The 20,094-nt window shown below is 63.7% G+C and carries 18 protein-coding genes; 10 read left to right on the top strand and 8 right to left on the bottom strand.

Annotated features, from left to right (window positions below; translation table 11 throughout):
• Positions 1 to 141 precede the first annotated feature (141 nt).
• Both NMAG_RS14520 and NMAG_RS14525 read left to right on the top strand, forming a co-directional pair.
• Positions 142 to 417: a PadR family transcriptional regulator gene (locus tag NMAG_RS14520; RefSeq protein WP_004214744.1), complete on the top strand. Its 276-nt coding sequence runs from the start codon at positions 142 to 144 to the stop codon at positions 415 to 417.
• Between the two features lie 510 nt (positions 418 to 927).
• Positions 928 to 1,941 carry a DUF1616 domain-containing protein gene (locus NMAG_RS14525; RefSeq protein WP_004214743.1) on the top strand — a complete coding sequence of 338 codons (1,014 nt, stop codon included), beginning with the start codon at positions 928 to 930 and terminating at the stop codon, positions 1,939 to 1,941.
• Between the two features lie 554 nt (positions 1,942 to 2,495).
• On the opposite strand, the gene NMAG_RS14530 is transcribed toward NMAG_RS14525, so the two are convergent.
• A complete protein-coding gene (locus tag NMAG_RS14530) occupies positions 2,496 to 3,032 on the bottom strand; it encodes a DUF7344 domain-containing protein (protein ID WP_004214742.1) in 537 nt (178 codons plus the stop codon).
• Between the two features lie 694 nt (positions 3,033 to 3,726).
• Here NMAG_RS14530 and NMAG_RS14535 point away from each other — a divergent pair.
• The 5 genes from NMAG_RS14535 to NMAG_RS14555 are packed head-to-tail and all read left to right on the top strand — an operon-like array spanning position 3,727 to position 9,763.
• Positions 3,727 to 4,305 carry an acyltransferase gene (locus tag NMAG_RS14535; RefSeq protein ID WP_012996764.1) on the top strand — a complete coding sequence of 193 codons (579 nt, stop codon included), beginning with the start codon at positions 3,727 to 3,729 and terminating at the stop codon, positions 4,303 to 4,305.
• Entirely contained in the window at positions 4,302 to 5,747 is a 1,446-nt protein-coding gene (locus tag NMAG_RS14540; RefSeq protein ID WP_004214738.1) for a DegT/DnrJ/EryC1/StrS family aminotransferase, read from the top strand. The genes NMAG_RS14535 and NMAG_RS14540 overlap by 4 nt, the downstream gene beginning before the upstream one ends.
• The gene (locus NMAG_RS14545; protein WP_004214736.1) at positions 5,744 to 6,766 is read left to right on the top strand and encodes a Gfo/Idh/MocA family protein; all 1,023 of its coding nucleotides are present in this window, start codon (positions 5,744 to 5,746) and stop codon (positions 6,764 to 6,766) included. The genes NMAG_RS14540 and NMAG_RS14545 overlap by 4 nt, the downstream gene beginning before the upstream one ends.
• Positions 6,766 to 8,400: a nucleotide sugar dehydrogenase gene (locus NMAG_RS14550; protein WP_004214735.1), complete on the top strand. Its 1,635-nt coding sequence runs from the start codon at positions 6,766 to 6,768 to the stop codon at positions 8,398 to 8,400. Before NMAG_RS14545 ends, NMAG_RS14550 begins: the two co-directional genes overlap by 1 nt.
• Entirely contained in the window at positions 8,387 to 9,763 is a 1,377-nt protein-coding gene (locus NMAG_RS14555) for a glycosyltransferase family 2 protein (RefSeq protein WP_004214734.1), read from the top strand. Before NMAG_RS14550 ends, NMAG_RS14555 begins: the two co-directional genes overlap by 14 nt.
• Positions 9,764 to 9,844: 81 nt before the next feature.
• On the opposite strand, the gene NMAG_RS14560 is transcribed toward NMAG_RS14555, so the two are convergent.
• Complete coding sequence (locus NMAG_RS14560) at positions 9,845 to 10,948, bottom strand: DUF354 domain-containing protein (RefSeq protein WP_004214733.1); 1,104 nt, start codon at positions 10,946 to 10,948, stop codon at positions 9,845 to 9,847.
• A 151-nt stretch (positions 10,949 to 11,099) separates the two neighbouring features.
• Between NMAG_RS14560 and NMAG_RS14565 the strand changes: the two genes are divergently transcribed.
• Positions 11,100 to 12,017 carry a glycosyltransferase gene (locus tag NMAG_RS14565; protein ID WP_004214732.1) on the top strand — a complete coding sequence of 306 codons (918 nt, stop codon included), beginning with the start codon at positions 11,100 to 11,102 and terminating at the stop codon, positions 12,015 to 12,017.
• A gap of 38 nt (positions 12,018 to 12,055) precedes the next feature.
• Here NMAG_RS14565 and NMAG_RS14570 read toward each other — a convergent pair whose 3' ends face one another.
• Positions 12,056 to 12,274 (bottom strand): hypothetical protein, encoded by a 219-nt coding sequence (locus NMAG_RS14570; RefSeq protein WP_004214731.1) that lies wholly within the window; start codon positions 12,272 to 12,274, stop codon positions 12,056 to 12,058.
• A 220-nt stretch (positions 12,275 to 12,494) separates the two neighbouring features.
• On the opposite strand from NMAG_RS14570, the gene NMAG_RS22180 reads away from it, so the two are divergent.
• Entirely contained in the window at positions 12,495 to 12,659 is a 165-nt protein-coding gene (locus NMAG_RS22180) for a hypothetical protein (RefSeq protein WP_004214730.1), read from the top strand.
• A gap of 464 nt (positions 12,660 to 13,123) precedes the next feature.
• Here the strand turns inward: NMAG_RS22180 and NMAG_RS22185 are convergent, their stop codons facing one another.
• The 5 genes from NMAG_RS22185 to NMAG_RS14590 all read right to left on the bottom strand — a co-directional run bounded on the left by NMAG_RS22185 (position 13,124) and on the right by NMAG_RS14590 (position 18,178).
• Complete coding sequence (locus tag NMAG_RS22185) at positions 13,124 to 13,444, bottom strand: hypothetical protein (protein ID WP_012996765.1); 321 nt, start codon at positions 13,442 to 13,444, stop codon at positions 13,124 to 13,126.
• Positions 13,445 to 13,805: 361 nt separating this feature from the next.
• The gene (locus NMAG_RS14575; RefSeq protein ID WP_004214728.1) at positions 13,806 to 14,855 is read right to left on the bottom strand and encodes an NAD-dependent epimerase/dehydratase family protein; all 1,050 of its coding nucleotides are present in this window, start codon (positions 14,853 to 14,855) and stop codon (positions 13,806 to 13,808) included.
• On the bottom strand, positions 14,855 to 15,955 hold the full coding sequence (locus NMAG_RS14580; RefSeq protein ID WP_004214726.1) for a DUF362 domain-containing protein: 1,101 nt from the start codon (positions 15,953 to 15,955) through the stop codon (positions 14,855 to 14,857). The genes NMAG_RS14575 and NMAG_RS14580 overlap by 1 nt, the downstream gene beginning before the upstream one ends.
• Positions 15,955 to 17,058, bottom strand: coding sequence for a Gfo/Idh/MocA family protein (locus tag NMAG_RS14585; RefSeq protein WP_004214725.1), 1,104 nt, complete (start codon positions 17,056 to 17,058; stop codon positions 15,955 to 15,957). The genes NMAG_RS14580 and NMAG_RS14585 overlap by 1 nt, the downstream gene beginning before the upstream one ends.
• Before the next feature lie 169 nt (positions 17,059 to 17,227).
• Entirely contained in the window at positions 17,228 to 18,178 is a 951-nt protein-coding gene (locus tag NMAG_RS14590; protein WP_004214724.1) for a polysaccharide deacetylase family protein, read from the bottom strand.
• Between the two features lie 290 nt (positions 18,179 to 18,468).
• Here NMAG_RS14590 and NMAG_RS14595 point away from each other — a divergent pair, with 290 nt between their 5' ends.
• Positions 18,469 to 20,067, top strand: coding sequence for an alkaline phosphatase family protein (locus NMAG_RS14595; protein WP_012996766.1), 1,599 nt, complete (start codon positions 18,469 to 18,471; stop codon positions 20,065 to 20,067).
• The last annotated feature ends 27 nt before the right edge of the window (positions 20,068 to 20,094 follow it).

Raw genomic sequence — 20,094 nt, forward strand, 5'->3', positions numbered from 1 at the left:
GGGCTGAACAGTCGCCACGAAACCGTTGTCACGAGAACAATCGGTTTAGACAGTCTGAAACATACTGAAAGAAGTACTAACAACCCTGTATGATACGGATAACAAATATCTACTCAATGGTACGGTCACTGTGATTGAGCAATGCACGACCTGACCGGCTTCCAGCGAGATTTGTTGTACGTAATCGCAGGGGCTGACCAGCCATCTGGACAAACGGTTAAAGATGAGGTGGAACAGTACTATAGTTCCGAAATAAACCACGGGCGACTGTATCCGAACCTGGACACGCTCGTCAACAAAGAGCTCGTCGAGAAAGGCCAACTCGACAGGAGAACGAACTATTATGCGATTACAGACGATGGTCGCCAACAGATCGACGAGCGCCGGGAGTGGGAAGGACAGTACGTGGATTTCTGAGGGGAAAGCAGACACGGGAGTTCGTGAGGGTGTGCGATGACCAGCGTAAGTGCTGGAAGTCACAGGTAATGCCGCTTGCGAGTGTCGTAGTTATACGTACTACAGCCGGTAGGGAGCAGACACCGGACAGTTCGCAGGTCACTTGTCGACAACACAACTGGGTAGCCAACGGCTGCAGAGCACGATAGCGGCCGCGGACGTGTTATTTCACTCCCGCACAAAACACCGAGTTGACTCACTCGTTCACGGCGGTCCCCTTTTCAGCAGTGTCCACCCCTGGTTGTTGTGACGGTGGTAGTCGCTGTTCATCACTGCATACAGTTGTCTCCCCCAATCGCGCTGCCGAGTTACCCATTTCGAGCCGTTAGCGGGCAATACTCGCCCACAGCAGGTCATCCAGCGAGAATATCGCAGACATAACAAAGCGGCTACGGCCGGTGTGTCCGTCCAAATGGTACGAAGAGCACCCTCAGTTGACGGATTCGGTGTCCACGCGGTGGTGTTGTCGCGATGAGTTTACGCACGGACACACAGACGCGGCTGGGGACCGTCCGCCAGTATCCCGGTGACCTCGCAGTAGTCTCGCTTCTGGCCATTTTCACGTATCTCGTTGTGACGAGCCTCGGTGAGGGCAGCGCATTTCGGTTGCTCGCAACGCTCCCACTCGTGTTATTTCTCCCCGGATACGCGCTCGTCGCCACGCTCTTTCCGGCACGCGAACGAGTCGCCCAGGAAACGACGGCGACCGCCATCGACGTCGAAACGTACCCTCGCGGAATCGATCTCGCCGAACGGCTCGGACTGGCGTTCGCCCTCTCACTTGCGGTCGTTCCGGTCGTAGCGCTTGTCCTGGCTGTCACCGAATGGGGGTTAGCTACCGATCCCATCGCTGCCACACTCGCAGTTGTCACCGTCTTCCTGGCGCAACTCGGTGCAATTCGCCGACTGCGAGTTCCCGAATCCAAGCGGTTCTCCGTCGCACCGCTTGCAGCACTCTCCCGATCACAGCGTGAGGACACCACCGCTGGAACACTCTCCTCGATCATCCTCGGCGTTGCCATCGTCGCCGCGGTCGGCGCGCTGCTCGTGGGGCTCATCGCCCCGCTCTCCGCTGGCGGCTTTACACAGCTCGCGCTGTATTCCGAGGGTGACGGCGGCGAACTCGTCGCGGGTGAACTCGAGGACGAGGTCGAACCCGGCGAATCCGTTCCAGCCACGATCGAGATCGAAAACCAGGAGGGTGAGGACGTGACCTACACCGTCGTCGTCCAGCAGCAAGTACTCGAGAACGGTGCGGTGATGGATCGGGCAGCACTAGAGACGCGGACAGTGTCGGTTGCGGACGACGAGGCGGTGGTCGAGGAGTTCAATGTGGCACCGGCCGCGGAGCCGGGTGAGACGGTTCGGATTGCGGTGTTGCTGTACGAGGAGGAGCCGTCGGGAGTGCCGACGGCCGAGGATGCGGTCGCGGACACGAATTTCTGGGTGACGGTGACCGAGCCGGATGCGGAGGTTGAGGAGTGATCCTGCAGGCGGGAACGTCGTGACAGCGACGTGATTCGGTGGGAGGTCGGTGGCAAGGCGGAGGCAGAATCGACGACAGGAGCGGACCGGTCCACGGGAGGCGGGCCGCTTTGATCGATGACGACTCTTCTTTTCGAGTCTGTGAACACGACACTGCGCCAGGGGATCGCTCGGTGTCGGTTTCTTCCATTTGGATGCGTTCCTGAGAGGACGCTGGTGTGACAGTCTGAGATGGGCGCTACGTACAGCGATCGCCGTGGTTGAAGCGGTGGGGCGGGTGCGCGCACGGTCGTGGTCGTGATCGTGGCAACACTCGTGCGCACAGCCGCCACACTCGTGCACAGAATCGTACAGAGCCGTGGTCGTGACACAGCCATCTACATCACAGGAATCCTGACACGAAAAATCGGTGTTCGAACGGAGTCGAGGGCGATTCGACGGGTGGTAGACTGTCCTCTCCCGGTCGTCGCGGTGGTCGCTCTGTCAGCCGTGTCTCGCTCGCACGCAACAGACCGCGGCTGTGATCCTGGTCGTGGTCGTAGCCGTGGCCACCACTACCCACTCGCCAGTCCGAACGGGAACTCGAGTTCGGGCCGACGCGAGATGTGCTGGGCGGCCGAGACCGCGAGGATGGCGACACAGATGGCGAGTGCGACGACGGGGGCGGCGGCAGTCGTCATCGGTCCGACGGCGAGTGCCGCGAGTGAGAACGCGGCGAGGCCGACGGCGGCGACGGCGACGTAGAACTGGTGCCACGGTCGCTGTGTGCCGAGTTGGCGGTCAAGGTATGGCTCGAACAGTTCGTCGTTTGGCAGGAGTGTGATGGTGTGGCTGTCCGGGTCCCAGTCAACGATGCCGTGGTCTTCGAGCATCGGCAAGTGGGTCTGGTACAGCGAGATGTAGACGCGGCGGCGTTGCGTCCGTGTCACATCGTCGGGGTCGGTGTCGTTCTCCCAGGCGGCGACCTGCTCGACGAGTGGGGCGAGGTCGCAGGTACTGCCCTGTCGTTTGAGGAACTGCACTGTGCGTCGTCGTCTGGCGTTGCTGAACACGTCGAACAGCTCGGCCTGGGTGAAGCCGTCCTCAGACATGGATATCGACGTTGAAATGGACATGAGTGCCCTCTCGTTCCCGAATCGGCTGTCGATCGGGTGTGTTCGAATACCTCACATCACTGCGTGACACGGACTCGCCCTTTACTATCGCTCGGCTACCCGCTCGAAAGCCGATTGTACCGGTTAGTACTCGTGAAAGACGGGAAATCCAACGATTCGGGCAGTCTCGAGCGAGTTGGTGATTTCTCGCAACGATGGTGGCTCACTCCTGTATGCGGAGCAACTGATCGGTTCTCGTTGCTGTAGTTCGTGGCTACGGACCCGTCAAGACGGGGATAACAAAACCTCGTTACCGGCTGTATCTGGACGATTCCCACGCGGGTATCGAGTAACCAATGACACGACAGAACCGACGACGGTCCGGGGCGTGGCCGTGTACGACGGGACTTCTCGGCCGCGAGCGCGCCGTTCCCGTGACAGCACGGCCACGCCAGTCGCGGACCGAGCGACGGCAGTACGACCACCGACACCGCCAGCGCCCCCGTTCTCGGCGGCGAGATTGCCACGAGCGTCGGGTGCCCTCCGATCAGTGCGGCTCTCGCTCCTGTCCTCGATTGTGGATACGAGCGCGAACGCAGACACAGACACGAGCCCGAGCCCGAGCACGCACCCGAACCGTAAGTCGATCGCGACCACAAACGCGGTCCCAATCAGCCGGAGGGATCCACCGATGACCGCGTTCGAGTCCGGTGAGAACTGTACGATCGATCCCGAGGCAACGGTCGGCTACGGCGACTTCGACGAGCCGACGCTGCTCGGCGACGACGTGACTATCAGAGCGGGTTCGATCGTCTACGGCGACGTTACCGTCGGCGACGGCTTCACCACGGGCCACGATATTCTCATTCGCGAGTCGACCGACATCGGCGACGACGTGCTCGTCGGCACGAAGACCGTCATCGACGGCCGGACGACCATCGGCTCGAACGTCAGCCTCCAGACGAACGTCTACGTGCCGACCGACACGCAGATCGGCTCGAACGTCTTCGTCGGCCCGGCTGCGGTGATGACTAACGACGAGTATCCCGTCCGTACCGACGCCGGACTCGAGGGCCCGACGATCGAAGACGGCGCCTCGATCGGCGCGAACGCGACGCTGTTACCTGGCGTGACGATCGGCGAGAACGCCTTCGTCGCGGCCGGCGCGGTCGTCACGGACGACGTGCCGGCGAACAGCCTCGCACTCGGTGCACCGGCAACGATCAGACCGCTTCCTGCCCCACTCGAGGGACCGAATCAGCTCGAATGACAGACCGATCACCTCCAGATTCCACGGACCCGACAGGCGAGACGGATCGTGACGGCGGACGCGAGTTGGGTCGCAAGTCGAACCACGACAGCGACCACGGCAACGACTACGACCGCCAGAACAACCGCGGCCGCGACCGCGAGCGTGGGCATGAACATGAACATGAACATGAACATGAACATGAACATGAACATGAACGGTCGACGGAACCCGCAACCGACGGCGGGACCGGCGCGGGTCGCGATACCACAACTGGTGTCGAGACCGGAGCGGACTCCAGTACTTCCGCCGGGACCGAAACGAACAACGGCCAGCAGACCGCCGAGCCGGTCGAGCACGTTCCCATCGCTGACCCTTCCCTGAGCGACACGGTACGTGAGCGCGTCGAGGCCGTCCTCGAGGACGGCATGCTCGCTGACGGACCGGAAGTCAGGGCCTTCGAGGGCGAATTTTCGGGCTTCTGTCGCACCCAACACGCGGTCGCAACCTCTAACGGAACGACCGCGCTCCACGCCGCACTCGAGGCGTTCGGCGTCGAGGAGGGCGATGCCGTCATCACCTCGCCGTTTTCGTTCGTCGCGAGTGCGAACGCGATCCGTCTCTCGGGCGCGACGCCCGTCTTCGCGGATATCGACCCTGAAACGTATACTCTCGACCCGGCCGACGTGAAGCGCGTCCTCGACGAGCGCGACGACATCGTCGGTCTGCTGCCGGTCCACCTCTACGGCCTGCCAGCGCAGATGCCGAAACTCTGCGACATCGCCGACGAGCACGACCTGTTCGTCCTCGAGGACGCCTGCCAGGCCCACGGCGCGACGGTCGATGGTAAGCGCGTCGGCGGTCTCGGCGACGCCGCCTGCTTCTCGTTCTACCCGACCAAGAACATGACGACCGGCGAGGGCGGCGTCGTCACGACCGATCGCGACGACATCGCCGACGCAGTCAGGCGGTACGTCAACCACGGCCGCGACCCCGGCGAGGGCGGCTACGACCACGTCGACCTCGGGCACAACTACCGGCTGACCAGCCTCGCCGCCGCCATCGGCCGCGTCCAGCTCCAGCGCTTACTCGAGTTCAACGACGCGCGCCAGGAAAACGCGGCCTACTACGACGAGCACCTCGATGCGGTGCCACTCGAGACCCCGACAGTGCCGGACGGGTACAGCCACGTTTACCATCAGTACACAGTTCGGACGAAACACGCCGACGAGCGTAACGCACTTGCGGAGACCCTCGAGGCACGAAACGTGGACTCGGCTGTCTACTACGATCCGCCGATCCACCGCCAGCCGGCCTACGAGTCGGTGAGCACCGCGGCTGCCTCGTTCCCCGACACCGAGCACGCCGCTGAGACGGTGCTCTCGCTGCCTGTGCATCCCTCTCTCTCGGCACAGGAGCGCCGCACCGTCGTCGAAGCCGTCCACGACCACTACAATCTATGAGTACGGAACGAACGCGACACACGACCGCAGCCACGTCACCGACACCGGTTCGCGCCGGCGTCATCGGCGTCGGCTCGATGGGACAGAATCACGCGCGCGTCTACAACGAACTTCCGGGTGTCGACCTCGTCGGCGTCACCGACCACGACGCGAGCGTCGCCCAGCAGGTCGCTACCGAGTACGGCACGGCCGCACTCGAGTTCGACGCGCTGCTCAGTGAGTGTGACGTCGTCACGGTCGCCGTGCCGACCCACGCCCACTACGAGACGGTCTCGAACTGTCTCGACGCCGGCGTCCACGTGCTGGTCGAGAAACCGATCGCCCAGACTGTCGAGGAGGGACGTATGCTGGCCGAACAGGCCCGAGAGGCCGGCCTCGTCCTGCAGGTTGGCCACATCGAGCGGTTCAATCCGGCGGTGCAGACGGTGATGGAACTGATCGACGATCTGGACGTGATCAGCCTCGAAGCCGAGCGGCTCGGACCACCGGTCGACCGGACCGCGCGCGACGACGTGATCTTCGATCTGATGGTCCACGACGTCGACATCGTCGGTTCGATTCTCGACGGACAGCCGTCGACGATCAACGCGATCGGTACCGACGACGGCCAGTATGCGACCGCGACGATGCAGTACGACGACGTGGTCGCCTCGCTGACGGCGAGTCGCGTCACCCAGAAGAAGGTGCGCAAACTCACCGTCACGGCCCGTGAGTGTCTCGTCGAGGTCGACTACCTCGAACAGTCGGTGCTGATCTACCGCGACTCGTATCCCGAGTATCTTACGGACGACGGTCCGAACCGGTATCGTCACGAGAGCGTCGTCGAGAACGCGCGCGTCGACAACGGCGAGCCGCTGCGCCACGAACTCGAGTCGTTCGTCAAGACGGTCCAGACCGGCGTCGAACCGGCCGTCACGGCGGAAGACGGTGTCAGGGCACTCCAGACAGTACAGGATATCGCCGCGCTCGTGGCCGACGAAACGCCACACCGGGAGCGCGAACGGGAGGTGGAAGCCTGATGCGTGCGAATGATGCGCCGACGGCGGAAAGCCATGCTCCTCCGGTCTACGGCACAGATCTCGACGAAACGGACCAGCACGCGGCGCTGACCGGCGGCGACGTCCCAGTCGCCGTCTACGGCCTCGGCAAAATGGGGCTGCCGCTCGCGGCCGTCTACGCTGAGACGACCGGGAACGTAACCGGCGTCGACGTCGACCCGGATGTCGTCGAGACGATCAACGCCGGCGAGAGCCACGTCATCGGTGAACCCGGACTCGCCGACCTCGTCGCCGAACAGGTCGAACAGGGCCGTTTCGAGGCAACCACCGATGGCAGTGCTGCCGCCGCCCAGGCACGAATTCACGTCATCATTGTTCCGACACTGCTCGACGAGGACAACGAGCCGGATCTGACGACCATCGAGTCCGTCGCTGCAGATATCGCGGCCGGCCTCTCGCCGGGCGACCTGGTGATCGCCGAGTCGACGCTCCCACCGGGCACCTGCCGAGACGTGCTCCAGCCGTTCCTGGCCACCGAAAGCGGTCTCGACACTGACGAGTTCGGACTCGCATTCTGCCCGGAACGGACCTCGAGCGGGCGCGCGCTACAGGACATCCGCGGGGCGTACCCCAAAGTCGTCGGCGGCGTCGACGACGAGAGCACCCGCGCCGCGACGGTACTCTACGACGAACTCTCAGACAACGAGGTTCATCCAGTTGCCGACGCGACGACCGCAGAAGCGGTCAAGGTCTTCGAGGGCATCTACCGTGACGTCAACATCGGGCTGGCGAACGAACTCGGCCGCCTGGCGGACGAGCTCAACATCTCGGTCCGTGAGGCCATCGAGACGGCGAACGACCTGCCGATGTGCCAGCTACACGACCCCGGCCCCGGCGTCGGTGGTCACTGTATCCCCTACTACCCGCACTTCCTGCTCTCGCGGATGGACGAACCGATGGACCTCACCCGAACTGCCCGACGGGTCAATCACACCATGCCCTCGGTCGTCGTCGACCGACTCGAGTCCGAACTGGTTGCGACTGGGATCGAGACCGAGACCGAGACCGAGACCGAGGCCGGGGCCGGGACCGAGACCGAGACCGACCTGGCGGACGCGTCGGTCGCAGTCCTCGGGATCACCTACCGCCCTGGCGTCGAGGAAACGCGCGCATCGCCCGCAATCGGCGTCATCGAGCGCCTGCACGAGCACGGCGCGTCGGTGCTTGGCGTCGACCCGCTCGTCGATCCGGCCGAGTACGGCACACAGCCGTGCTCGATCGACGCGTTCGAATCCGCCTCGGTCGACGCCGCGGTCGTCGTTACGCCACACGAAGAGTTCAACGACATCGACTGGGACGCGCTGGACCCAACCGTCGTGATCGACGGCCGGGACGCGCTGGATCGGGGGGTACTCGAGTCGGCCGGCCATCGAGTTTACACGCTCGCAGGGTCGGCGGATGGGCGGCCACCAGCAGCAGGCACTGGCGCGTTCACGACGGATGACACCGGCAGCCGCAATGCGAGCAGTGAGGAGCACGACGGCCGTACGGAGGCTGTTATCGAGACTGTCGAGGGTGACGATGATGGAAAGGACGACCAGACGACCGACGCTGCCGTGAATCGAACCGACGGAGGAACCGATGTACAACGGTAACTCGATTGGCGTCGTCGTCACGTCCTACAACGAGGAACCGTTCGTTGGCGAGGTCATCGAGACGGTGCCGTCGTACGTGGATCGGATCTACGCGGTCGACGACGCCTCGCCGGACGGCAGCTGGGAAGAAATTCAGCGGGTTTCGGAGCGCCTGAACGTCGACGGCGAGCGTGATGATACTGCCGGGGTGGAGTCAGAATCAGAATCAGAATCAGAATCAGAATCAGAATCAGAATCGGAATCGGAGCCAACCCACGCGGTCGCCGACGGCGGCGACAACCGCCGCGTCGTCCCGATCCGTCACGAGGAGAACCGCGGCTACGGCGGCGCGGTCAAGACTGGCTACGAGCGCGCCGCGGCCGACGGGATCGACGTCGTCGCCGTGATGAACGGCGACGGCCAGATGGATCCCACGATTCTCGACCGGATCATCGACCCCGTCGTCGCAGGCGAGGCGGACTACGCGAAAGGGAACCGGTTGCTCTATCGTGACGACCGCGAGGGGATGTCCACGTTCCGCTTCGTCGGCAACTCGATCCTCTCGGGACTCTCGAAGTTCGCCTCGGGCTACTGGACGATTAGCGACCCGCAGAACGGCTACACCGCGATTTCGCGCGAGGCGATCGAGGACCTCGACCTGGACGCGATCACTGACCAGTACGGCTTCCTCAACCACATCCTCACACACCTCAACGTCAACGACTGCCGTGTTGCCGACGTCTCGATGTCCGCAATCTACGGCGACGAGGAGAGCAGCATCCGGTACGTGCCGTTCATCCGGTACGTCTCGTTGCTGCTGCTGGGGAGCTTCTACTGGCGGCTCAAGCGCCAGTACGTGATCGAACAGTTCCACCCGGCGGCACTGTTCTACAGCACCGGAACGGCCGGGCTCGCCGTCGGGAGCAGCGGTCTCGTGGGCTCGATCGCGCAGGCCGCCCGCGGTCGCGATGGCTTCACCGGTGCGATCGCATCGGTCCTGACGGTCCTCGTGGGGCTCGTCTCGCTCGGCGTCGCGATTGCGATGGACGCCGAAGAGAACGAGGACCTGCAGTGTACCTGGTACGAGGACAGCGCGGGCCGGGAGCAGGCTCGTACGGAGGCGGCCGCGCAGTCGGCGCAGGCGGAGACGACTGGCTCTGGGTCCGAATCTGAGTCCGAGTCGGTGGCTGCGGCTGGTGTTGACGGTGTTGCAGCGGGCACAGACACAGGCACAGATACAGACACAGGCACAGATACAGACGCTGACACTGCCGATACCACCGAAAGCGGCAGCGACAGCAACGCAGAATCCAACACTGAAACCGAACCCGACTCCAATCTCGAACAGCCTGCCGAACCGAGTCCGGCACGTTCGTTCGAGTAACGCGTTTTCCCCAGTCGTTGGGCTCGTCGATTCGTTCTTCGCTAATCGGTAGCCACCGTTCAATACATTCTCTACACCGTGCTATTGCACCGGTGCGCGTGGCTGCAACACCTCACGCACGTCGGACTCGAGTACCCCCACCTCACCACGAGCTTCTGCGACGGCGACGATGAGGTCGGTCAGGTTGACGAGGTCGCCGACGTACTCCGCTCGCCGTTGCTGCCAGCGCTCGCCGGCGGCAGTCTCCGTCGTTAGCAGTTCGACAGCCCGGTCGCGGACAGCCGCGTAGTCGTCGAACTGCTCTGCGAGACCCGCACGCTCGAGTTCGGCGAACTCGCCGTACTCGTGGTCGTCGGTGCCCTGGAAGCGCAGTGCGGGCGTTCCGAGGAGCCCCGCTTCGTTGACCATCGTCCCCGTGTCGGCCACGAGCAGGTCCGCACCCGCCATCGCGTCGTGGATCAGCGCCGGATGGAGGTCGTACTTCCGTGCGGGGAAGTCGCTGAAGTCCATCGTCCCGCTCTCGTCGGAGACGAAGACGGTCGCGTGCTCGCTCAGGTGCTCGAGCAAGTCCCGCCGCTGCGCGCGGGAGAAGCCCTCGAGTCCGGCGTCGTGAAGCGCGTCCATCGCGTTGAATCGGACCAGCACGTACGGCTCGTCGGGATCGATCGCGAGGTACTCGTGAATCGCCCGGTCTGCTGTGAAAACGTCGGGGTGGAGATAGGCACACTCCTTGAACCCCTCGAAGGTGTAGTGATCATCGCCGAGATCGCGGCGCGTGACGGCCGGCGAGATGATGCAGTCGGCGAATGGCTGCGAGACGGTGTGGTTGAAATCCCCCGGTTCGTCGTCCAGCACGAGGACGGTCGGTGTGCGCGTAACGGTTCCCGCCAGTGCGGCGTAGGGGCCGCGACCGAAGACGACATCGGGATCGAACCGTCGCGATTCCCAGATGATTCGTCCGAACTGCTCGCCCAGCTCGCGGGCCAGTTCCGGCTTCGACGGTGCGCGTGTCTCGTGGGTACCGTATCGGCGATAGGGGAGTCCGAAAAACTCGAGTAAGTCGGTCGTACAGGCGTACTCCCGGGTCAACACGAGCACGTCGTGGCCGGCCGCCTCGAGCCGATTGACGGCGTGACGGTACAGGTGCACGTGCGCAGGGGTGTTCGCAAAGACGAGAACTCGCATCGCACAGAGGTAGACGATTGCGATGCTTTGTAATCATACACGTACAGTAGGACGTCTATCGTTGCTGTTTTCTACACATTCCACTACAGACGACCGTTCAGAAAAAGTTGCGGATAACAAAACGCTGAGAGCGGCTTTTTCCACTACCGAGATGCACGTCCTTACGCTGACGACGAACGCCGACGCGCCGTTCATGACCGAGCAGATGCGCGCACTCGAACGTCGTGGCGTCACTTTCTCGACGCTCTCGGTCGCCGGCGACGTCGACGGCGGGACGTCCCGGAGTCCACTCGAGTACCTGAAGTTCTTTCCGTCGGTCCTGAAGGAGTCGGGCAACGGCTACGATCTGATCCACGCCCACTACGGTCTGACGGGGCCGATGGCGGTCGCACAGTGGCGCAAACCCGTCGTGCTCTCCCTCTGGGGTTCTGACGTGTATGGGCCGGTTGAACCCGTTAGTCGCGCCTGTGCGCCCCTCTGTGACGAACTGGTCGTCATGTCCGAGGAGATGCGAACGTACCTCGGACGAGACTGTGCCGTTATCCCGGACGGCATCGACTTAGAAAAGTTCCAGCCCGCACCGCAGGCGGAGGCCCAGGAGGCGGTCGGCTGGGATTCTGACGCCCACCACGTACTCTTTCCCTACACGCCCGAGCGCGAGGTGAAGAACTACCCGCGTGCCCGGCGGGTCGTCAACGCAGTCAACGGCCTGTTTGATGATCCAGTACACCTACACACGGTCTACGACGTGCCCCACGACACCGTGCCTGACTACATGAACGCCGCCGACGCCCTGTTGTTGACCTCTCACAGCGAGGGCTCGCCGAACTCGGTGAAGGAAGCCCTTGCGTGTAACCTCCCCATCGTCGCGGTCGATGTCGGCGACGTTCGCGAACGACTCGACGGCGTTTCGAACTCCCTCGTCGCGGACAGTGACGAAGCGCTGATCGGCGGGCTACGGGAGGTACTCGAATCCGGTGAGCGCTCGGATGGCCGGAACGCAGCGCGAGAGATTAGCGTCGAGCAGACGGCAGACCGGTTGCTCGAGGTGTATGAGCGCGTTGCGTGAGTTGGGTGAGGAATACTGGGTGAACCGACTGTTCTCGACTACGAATTATCTGGCTCGAGTGCCTGGACACTGATCGAGATGAAGTAGACGAACATGAACATGAAAAAGCCGACGGTGAGCGGCAGCAGTCGCCGGTCGACGATCGCGAGGTCTAACACCGCTGCGCCGACGATTGCGAGGCAATAGACGAGAATAATGAAGATGCCGATCGCGTAGTAAAAGCGGATGTCAGACTCGAAGTACTCTCGCACGACCATCGTATAGTAGACGCTTGCGAGACGCCAACGAAAAGGGTACTGGTCCGCCTGTGGAACGCCGCTTTGGAAACTGAGATCGCCACTTTGCTGCAGGGGCTGTTCTGAAAGGATGGATACCGTGGTCGTCGTTTAGTGCCGGTATCCGTTGCTGTCCGAGTGGTCGCTGCCCAGTCCAATCACAACCAGTAGCGTTTTCGCCACCACCCTTCATCCAGTCTACATGTCCGCACACGACGACGCGATGACGGTACTGAAGTGGTTCGTCGCACCGGCAGTCCTCGTCTTCGCGCTGGTCAACCTGTTCCAGATCAGTCCGCTGCTCGCGAGCTGGACGACGATCACGGTGCTCGGCGCCGAGGAAATGCGCTCTACTGGCTCGTCCTGATTTACGTGTATTCGGTCCTGCTCGCAGTACTCGGCGGCTTCTGTAGTTACTCGCTCGCGACCTGACCGGCGTGTCGTACCGCACGAAGCACGAAACCGGTACTCGAGTCGCGGATGCGATCCGGGGCAGTGCAGCGGGCGGACGAGCGCATTGGTCTTGGGTTAGGTCTGCGTTTCGGTGGTTTCGTGACGGTGGTGATGGTGGTGGTAACCGTAGACCCAACACGCAGCAATTCCACCCGCCCAAGCCCACACGCACTGCCCCAGCGCCCCGCCGCAATTCGAGTCCGGGTGTCTGGCTCGAAGAACTCACGATGCTCGACCGCAACTCGGTGGCGACTCAATTGTCGCCCGGTGATACGAGTAGCATCGAGTTCCAGTCCGTTGCTGTCGGTTGTGAGCGGTTGCGACGGGTGTAAGCAGTTGCAGCCGGTCGTATTCACTCTGCAGTCGGGGTGTGGGGCGCTACTCGTCGCGGGTGTGAGACTGGCTCCGGTTGCTGAACCCGGGTGCGACCCGACAACCGCAGGGGCCGGCGACCGTATCGGTGGGGCCGATCATCGTGGTCCGTGCGACGGGACGGGTACAGCGCGGGCAGTTGGGAAGCGGTGTGTCCTCGGGATCGAGTTCGGATTCTGGGTTCAGGTGGTTGCCGTCCGAGTGGGATTTGTTCTCGAACTTGTCTTCTCCTTCTCCTTCTCCTTCTCCTTCTCCTTCTCCTTCTCCTTCTCCTTCTCCTTCTCCTTCACCCTCACCCCCACGTTCACCTTCGGCGTCGTCACTCATTCTCACACTCCTGACCAGTCTCGCTGTGCTGGCCCGGTTTGTCAGTCTCGTCACTTCCATCCGTCCCGAATCGCGGGCCGGCGGCTACTCGAGTACGACACGTCGATTGTCGTGCGGGGCGTTTATATCCCGGTAAAATGTATGCAATCATGGCTTCGAGCTGCATGTTGGAAGCCACGTCTCGGATGCGCCAACATCCGGGGCACTTTCGTACCCGGTGCGGCTTCCGTTCTAATTGTTGACTAGTGGTGACTTATATCTAACACTAAATGAAGGGAAAGAGCTGACGAACAGCCTGCCAGCACCGCCGTTGCCGCCTCGCTCGTCCAGTCCTCGCACTCACTGTTTTGACCGCCAGACCTCACTGACACTCAGTACGATACCACTCGAGTGCAGCGGGCAGATGCGCTTCCAGCGGCTGGTACTCGTAGCCCAGTTCTTCGTGGGCCTTGCGCGAACTGTAGAACATCCGATCGGTCGCGAGTCTGGCCATCTGGCGGTCGAAGGGGAACACCTGCCGATCAGTAACGGTACCGACGACTTCGGCGACCGGACCCGCGGCGTGGATAGCGGTCGCCGGAACGGGCAGGCGGGCGGGTGAGCCGCCGGCGAAGGTGGCGATGCGCTCGACGGCGCGGTCGTAGGTGAGGTTCTCACCGCCGAGGATGTAGTGCTCGCCGTTTCCGCCGTGTTCGTAGGCGGCGAGGATGCCGTCGATCACGTCCTCGAGGCCGACGATACTCAGTCCACCCGGGAGGTACGCCGGCATGGTTCGATCGAGGCCCATCGAGAGCAACTGGGCGGTGAAATCGGCGTCGCCCGGTCCGAAGATCGAGGTCGGGTGGACGGTCACGGCGTCGCCGTCGTCGGCGGCGTACCGGTCGACGAAGCACTCTGCGGTCGCCTTCGAGCGCTGGTAGGCCCCGATCGGCTCGGCAACGTCTGCTTCGGTTGCGAACGCATCGTCCTCGACAGCCCGCCGTGTGCCGGCCGTGCTGGTGAAGACCAGTCGGCCCACATCACCGCCGCGGCAGGCGTCGAGCACGTTTCCGGTGCCCTCGCGGTTGACCCGTTCGACGGTGTCGGCGTCGGCGCTCCAGAGGCCGATCCCCGCGAGGTGAAAGACCGCGTCGGCTCCGTCGACCAGCGAGCGCAGCGTTTCCGGCTCGAAGAGGTCGCCGACGTACCACTCGACGTCGTCGAGGTCGCCGCGGTCTGACGTCGGGCGGGAGAGACCCCGCACAGTCCAGCCCTCGGCGAGCAGGCGTTCGCAGAGCGCGGAGCCGAGGAAGCCAGTCGCGCCGGTGACGGCTGCGACACGCCCGCTGTTCTCGACAGTCGTCGCGCTCGCCGTGCTCGCCCGTCCTGTTTCCGGACCAGCGTCCGTACCGGGTGGGGTCTCCGTCGCCATTAGCTGCCACCCCGCAACTCGAGTTGGGGCGGGACCGCGTCGCCGCCGACGGCGGCGTACAGCCGGTAGGCGATCGAGACAGCGGGGTGTGTGTCGTCCGATGGTGGCAGCGCCCCTCCCTCAAGGCGATCTCGGAGTGTGTCGAGTTGCGCCTCGAAATCGACCACAGGATCGGTCGCCGCGCGGCCGACGGATTTGACGCGAATTTGGGGTGTCGAGCCTGCGCCGGGTTCGACGCCGATTGCCGCCTCGGTCGCATCGGGTGCGAGTTCGATCGCGCGGTCGTCGAACCCGGTGCCGAAGAGCGACGCACCGAGTGCGTCGACGACGGGTGTTGGCCCCGCAAACAGCGCGTTGGCCGCGTAGGGCTCGTCACCGTAGACTGTCGTCGCGTCGAGCAGACAACAGGCTGGTTCGATTGCGCGTGTTGCGGCGACGGCAGTCAGTGCCGGCTCGGCGACCGCGTCCGCGAATCCGCCGAGTGTTCGCATCCCGCCGGCGACGTTCCCCTCGTCGGTCGGTCGCAGCGACGGAACCACCAGGACGGTATCCTCGCGAAGCCACTCGGGGACTGAAACCGCGACCGACCGACCGTCTACCGGGAAGACGTGTCGCGTGTACTCCGTCTCCCCTCTGTCCGGCGCGAGGTCGACGAGGTCCGCGCCAGTTCGTTCGCAGAGATCGGGATAGCCCAGGTACTCTGCCGTTCGATCGAACGGCATACACGCTGTGCTCACACCGGCGACGGCGAGGTCGGCATCAGTCCGCCAGGAGAGCTGATCGAGCACCGCACCGACCACGGCAGGATCCGTCACCATCCCCGTCGAGGGGTGGAACGGGTAGTGTGCGTCCGGAACGACAGTAATTCGGTCAGATTCGTCCGCGACGGACTCGAGTACCGGGCCGAGCGCCTCGCCGACGGGGGACTCGAGCGCGGAGAGTCGCGCGTCGAGGGTGGGGGTCCAGCCGCCGCGTCGCGTGGGGTGGTCGGAAGGGGTGCTGGAGTGTGCGGGGGCGTTGGGGTCAGCGGCGGAACCGGGACCGGAACCGGAACCTGAGTCGCCCACGAGTGTGCCACGAACAGTGTTCGACTGACCCATTACCGGGTCACCTCCACTGGCTCGAGTCCCGCGGTGTTTTTCTCCGCGGCCAACTCGGCGGCAGTTTCGGCGAGTTCGAGGCTGCGCCGGCCGTCCTCCCCGTCGATCGGCGGCCGCTCGTCCTCGCGAACCGCCTCACAGAACGCCGAGAGCGCCTCATAGTGGGCCTGCAGATAGAACGTGGGTCCGAAGACGTCGGGCTCGTCGCCCGTGATCCGGCGCATGACGTTGGTCAGCGCCGATTTCGCCGCACCAGCATAGAAGTTCTGCGGCAGGTGGTCCTGGTTGCTGATCGTCCCGGTGATCCCCTCCAGCCGGAGCCTGGTGTTCACTTCGGGGAGCTGTTCCCACTGGTAGGAGCCACAGTGCAGCGTGATCGATGTCTCTGTCTCTGGGGCTCGCAAGAGTACCGTCGCCGCGTCCTCGACCGGGATGTCGAGCGTCGAATCGGTCGACGCATCCTGTACCTCGAGCTCGCCGAAGAGCCACTCGAGTACGTCGAAACAGTGGATGCCGAGTTCGAGCAGCGAGCCACCGCCGGCGGCGTCGGGGTCGAGGGGCCACGAAGGGGGTGCGTTCTCGACGGGTGGTCGACCCAGCGGGCCGTCGTTGAGCCGGGTAATCGATGCATACGGGACGTGACCGACGGTACCGTCCTCGAACTCGGACTTGACGCCGATCATGTCGGGCTGATAGCGCAGCGTGTGGTCGACGCCGACGGCGATGCCGGCCTCGCGTGCGGTGTCGAGCATGCGATCCGCTTCCTCGGTCGAGCGTGCGAGGGGCTTTTCGACGAAGACGTCGACGCCGGCCGCGGCGGCCCGCTCGACCGCGTCGGCGTGGAGAAACGGCGGTAGTGCGATCACGGCGGCGTCGAGTTCCTCGCGCTCGAGCAGAGTCGTGTAGTCGTCGTACGTCTGGGGAACGCCGACGCGCTCCGCTCGGGCGCGGTTTTCGGGGAGGGCGTCGGCGACCGCGCGGACCTCGACGCCGGGCATCGAGCGCGCGGACTTCAGATGGACCATGCCGATGTTTCCGACGCCGAGCACCCCGAGCGTGAGGGTGTCGGAGCCGGTCAGTCGGCCAATCGTTGACGAGAGCATCGTAGCCAATACCCAGCCGTATGCAGGCTTTGTTATCGCCGTCGTACTTTCTGCACGCACTGAATACCACGTCCACGTCCACGCCCGCGCCCACGTCCACGCCCGAGCCCACGTCCACGTCCGCGCCCCCGTACCTCGAGAGCGCAAACGCGCTGTCAAACTGGCCGCATCAGTCGTCGCCCATCGTTCCACCGTCCGCAGCAACCGTCCCGCCATCGACGCCCTGGGGCGCATGCACCCGCCTGGCGACGTCGGCTATCGTCTCCACCCTGAGGTCCGTCTCCGCTCGCCGCTGGGCCAGGTACTCGAGTATGGCGCGCATTCGGCGGTCGTCGCGGGGGTGAGTGAGGTTGTTTGGGTGGAGCCACATGTGGAAGAGACCGTCGTTTTGGACGGCCTCGTCGATGCCGCGTTTGGCCTGGAGGACCATCGGATCCTGCCAGATAGATTCGGCGACGGTTCGTGCAGGGCCTTCGAAGCCGAAGAGAAACATCGAAGCGGGGACGTTCACCAGGCCGTACTCGTCGACGGTTGGCTCGACGAGCATGGGCTGGTCGCGGACGGTCGAGTCGAACAGGCCGCGGACGCCGTCGTACGTCGGTGACGTTCCGCGGTAGGCGCTGAGGCCGAACTCGGCGAGCACGTCTCGGTGGCCGACATCGTTTCGTGGGTAGATGAACGAGTCGACGTGCTGACCCCACTGGTCAGCGAGGTCGAGGCTCCGCTCGAGTTCGGCGACGGCGAGTTCACGGTCGGTCGACGGTGCACCGAAGAGGACGTGTGAAAAAGAGTGGCTGGCGAACTCGTGGTCGACGTCGGACTGGAGGAGGTCGTCGACGAGATCGCGGCCGAAGCGGAGGTCGGGACGGTCCCACCAGTCCGTTCGTTCGCGGTCGAACCAGCCCTCGGGTGCCGGGTGGTCGTCGTGGACACCGTCACAGTCTTCGAGCATAAGGTGGCCGACGACGGCCCAGGTCGCCGGGATTTCGAACTCCTCGAATAGGTCGAGCATCACCGACCAGCCGCGCCGCCCGGCTTCGACGCGCTCCGCCGGAAGCGGTTCCAGATCGTGAAATCCCCAGCCAAGTTCCGCATCCAACGAGCAGACGACACTACCCATCTGTCTCACCACGCAATCGTATCATACGATGGACGGATTCTATCTGCCGGTTTTGTTATTGGTTGCTTTTGTCCTCTCGTGGGCGGGCTACGGCCGGTATGGTGACCGAACACGGGATCGCGCTGATCCAGACGCCGGTCCCATCCAGCCTCGCCGTCGTTCTGGATGCGCCCTGATCGAGGACAGTAACGTCACCGAACAACGTTATTTTCGTCTGAACGGTCCATGAACGTTCCCTATAACAAAGCGCTCATCGCGCCACCTGCACGACAGCAGGCTTCTTGACAATCATGAGCGGATCTACTCACCCTTCCGGGCAAGCATTCGTGCTCGGGCTCGACGGCGTCCCGTGGCGACTGATCGAACAGTGGAGCGACGAGGGGAAACTCCCCAACTTCGCCAGACTACGCGAGGAAGGCGCAAGCGGCACACTCGAGAGCACCCGCCCACCGACGACACCGCTCGCCTGGCCCTCCATCGCGACCGGCGTCTGGGCCGACAAACACGGCGTCTACGGCTTCCAGAACCTCTCGAGTGAGTATTCACACGAGATGTACACGAGCCACGACATCAACCAGCCCACGCTCTGGGAACAGCTCTCGCCGGCTCACGTCGGCAACGTGCCGATGACGTATCCTGCACACGACCCCGAGGACGGTGGCAGCATGGTCACCGGGATGATGACACCTTCGACCGACCAGCAGTTCGCCGTTCCCGACGATCTCCAGTCCGAGATCAAATCACAGATTCCCGACTACGAGATCAGCCTCGACTATCCCGAGTACGCCGATCGACTCGACGACTTCGAGGTCGCCGTCGACGACATGCTCGCAACCCGGCGTGAACTCATGCAGCACCAGATGGACCGCGCTGGCGACGACTGGCGGCTGTTCTTCTTCGTCTACACCGCACCCGACCGGTTCCAGCACCTCATCTGGGATATGGACCGGATCCTCGCCCACTACCAGAAACTCGACGACATCCTCGGCGAGGTACTCGAGTACACCGACCAACACGAGGCGGACCTCTACGTCGTCTCGGATCACGGTTTCGGGCCGATCAACGAACTCGTCTATATCAATCACATCCTGGAGCGAGAGGGGTACCTGGTGCGACGCGAGGACGAGGGGACGCGGGGCGCGCTCGCGAGTCTGGGTATCTCGCGGGATCGCATCACGGACCTCCTCGGGAAGGTCGGTATCTCCGAGGAGTTGCTCGTCTCAACGTTGCCGCGAAAGCTGGTCGACTCGGTGGCCGAGCAGATTCCGGGCGACCACGCGCTCTACGACGTCGACTACGAACAGACGACGGCGTTCGTCCACGGAGCAGGAAACTGTTACATCAACGACAGCGATCGGTTCGCGGATGGCATCGTCTCACCGTCGGATGTGCCGCAGGTCAAGTCGGAACTGGTCGACCTCTTCGAGTCGATCACCGACGAGGACGGCGAACCAGTGCTCAGAGTCGATGACGGCGACGAGCTGTTCCCGACCGATCCAGACTCGCCGGATCTCGTCGTCAACGGTGTCAACGGCTACGACTGTCGGAACGCGATTACGGACCAGCCGTTCGGTGAGACTGGGACGTACGCCGCAAGCCATCGTAACGAAGGGATCATCCTCTGTCGTGGGCCGTCGATTGAACCTGGGGCCACGCTCCGCGGCGCGCGCGTCGTCGACGTTGCGCCGACACTCTTGCATGGAATCGGCGAACCGGTTCCCCAGAACGTCGATGGCCGGGTGTTGTTCGACGCCTTCGACGCATCGGCGACGCCGTCGAAGACGAAAGTCGAGCGAACGTCGGTCGACCACCCCCAGACCGCCGATTCAGTCGACGAGGACTTCACCGACGTCGAGGACCGGCTGAAGGGACTCGGGTACATGGAGTAACGCCGGGTCGCGCCGTTGTACTGTTCT

The sequence above is a fragment of the Natrialba magadii ATCC 43099 genome, from assembly GCF_000025625.1.
In the GTDB taxonomy this organism is placed as follows: domain Archaea; phylum Halobacteriota; class Halobacteria; order Halobacteriales; family Natrialbaceae; genus Natrialba; species Natrialba magadii.